The 2,144-nt window shown below is 68.8% G+C and carries 2 protein-coding genes and 1 tRNA gene; 2 read left to right on the forward strand and 1 reads right to left on the reverse strand.

What is annotated here, in order from left to right; genetic code table 11:
- Window position 1 precedes the first annotated feature (1 nt).
- Window positions 2–77 (forward strand) — tRNA-Glu (locus E5198_RS20975).
- An 89-nt stretch (window positions 78–166) separates the two neighbouring features.
- Here E5198_RS20975 and E5198_RS20980 read toward each other — a convergent pair.
- A complete protein-coding gene (locus tag E5198_RS20980; protein ID WP_136491837.1) occupies window positions 167–1,300 on the reverse strand; it encodes a S1C family serine protease in 1,134 nt (377 codons plus the stop codon).
- 257 nt (window positions 1,301–1,557) lie between these two features.
- Here E5198_RS20980 and E5198_RS20985 point away from each other — a divergent pair, with 257 nt between their 5' ends.
- A complete protein-coding gene (locus E5198_RS20985) occupies window positions 1,558–1,965 on the forward strand; it encodes a bacteriohemerythrin (RefSeq protein WP_136491838.1) in 408 nt (135 codons plus the stop codon).
- Window positions 1,966–2,144: the final 179 nt, after the last annotated feature.

The raw sequence follows: 2,144 nt of genomic DNA on the forward strand, positions 1-2,144 counted from the left end.
CGTCCCCTTCGTCTAGTGGCCTAGGACACCGCCCTTTCACGGCGGTAACAGGGGTTCGAGTCCCCTAGGGGACGCCAATTTTCCCGCTCTGGGATCAAGAGGGTCGCACCGATTTTTGGTGCGACCCTTTTTGTTTTCCGGGGTCGCCACGCGACCCCGTCCTGCCTCAGTTGCCCGGCTGCAGGGTGATGGCCAGCGTCTCCCGCCGCTCGCCGCGCAGCACCTCGACGCTCACCGTGTCGCCGACCCGATGGTCGTCCAGGCGCGCCAGCAGGCGCTCCACCGAATCCACCGTCTCGCCCTCCAGAGCCACTATCACGTCGCCCGGCACCAGGCTGCCGTCGCGGGCCTGACGCAGGCCGCGCAGGCCGGCCTGCTGCGCCGCCGAACCCGGCAGCACGCGCAGCACCACCACGCCCTCGACGCCGAGGCTCTCGCTCAGCCGGCGGTTGAGTCCTTCGTCGATCTCGATGCCCAGCGCCGGGCGGATGTAGCGGCCGCTGCGGATCAGCTGCGGCACCACGCGCATCACGGTGTCCACCGGCACCGAGAAGCCGATGCCGGCCGAGGCGCCCGACGGGCTGTAGATGGCGGTGTTGATGCCGATCAGCCGTCCGGCCGAGTCGAGCAGCGGGCCGCCCGAGTTGCCGGGGTTGATCGCCGCGTCGCTCTGGATCAGGTGCTCGATCGGCGGGCGGCCGTTCTCGCCGGGCAGCGAGCGGTCCAGCGCCGAGACGATGCCGGTGGTCAGCGTCCAGTCGAGACCGAACGGGTTGCCGATGGCGAACACCTTCTGACCGACCTTCAGGTCGCTGCTGGTGCCGATCGGCACCGGCGGCGGGCGCTTGAAGCCGACGCCGATCTTCAGCACCGCGATGTCGTGCGCCGGGCTGGCGCCGACCAGCGCCGCCGGGTAATCGCGGCCGTCGGCCAGGCGCACGGTGGCCTGGGCGGCGCCCTGGATCACGTGGAAGTTGGTGATCACGTGGCCGGCGTCGTCCCAGATGAAGCCCGAGCCGGTGCCGCGCGGCACCGCCGTGACGTTGCGGGTCCACAGGTCGCGCACCAGCTCGGCGGTGCTGATGAACACCACCGAGTCGCGCGCCTGCTCGAACAGCGCGATGGTGGCCTGCTCGTCGGCGGCCAGATCGCCGCGCGGGGTGACCGTGCGTTCGCTGGCCTGCTGCGGCGCCAGCCAGCCTTCGAGGCGCGGCAGCAACTGCCAGAGCAGGACCAGGGCGACGGCGATGAGGGCGATGCGGCGCCAGCGGCGGACGGGGGAGTAGGGGGCGCTGCTCATGCGGGACTCCGTGTGCGGTCGTTGATCGCCGGTCGCCCGGATCCGGGCGCCGCGGCGGACAGGAATGCGCTACAGGATAACCAACCCGCCGGGGCATCGTCGTCGCTCCGGTGGGCGGCAGTTGCGTCCGTCATCACTCGGTCAAAGGTAGCGGGTACGTTGTCCGTATTTTTCGTGTGGGATAAGCTGCCCCTGCCGCGATGTCTGGCAGCCACTCTCATAACAAGACAACAACTAATCCGGGACGGACAGAAGACATGACTTTCATGCCATGGAGCAGCGAGCTCGAAGTCGGTATCGAGCTGATCGACGAGCAGCACCGCTGGCTGGTGGACAAGACCAACCAGCTGTACGACCGCGTGGCCGGCGCCGATGCCGATCGCGACGAGATCGGCGCGGTGCTGGAGGGCTTGATGGACTACACCATGAATCACTTCATCGCCGAGGAAGACATCTTCCATCGCCTCGGTTACCCGGAAACCGCGGCGCACAAGGCACAGCACGACAGGTTCACCGCGCAGATCATGGACCTGCTGCACCGCCACGACGACGGCGAGCTGTCCGGCAGCGAGACCCTCGAGCTGCTCGCCGACTGGCTGACCCACCACATCCTCAAGGTCGACAAGGCCTACGTCGAGTTCTTCCGCAGCAACGGCGTGCACTGAAGCGCCTGTCCTTGCACTGGTGGATGAATGCCGCATGATGCTCGGCATTCGTCCTGCCGGAGCCGTTGCCATGGATTCCCCCCGTTTCATCGTCCACCCCGACCGCGCCAGCTGCGCGCGCAGCCTGGCCGCGGAGCTGGGCGCGCGCCTGGGTGCGGCCCGGCAGGCCGGGGCGCCGG

It is taken from the genome of Pseudomonas sp. A-1 (assembly GCF_004801855.1).
In the GTDB taxonomy this organism is placed as follows: Bacteria; Pseudomonadota; Gammaproteobacteria; order Pseudomonadales; family Pseudomonadaceae; genus Geopseudomonas.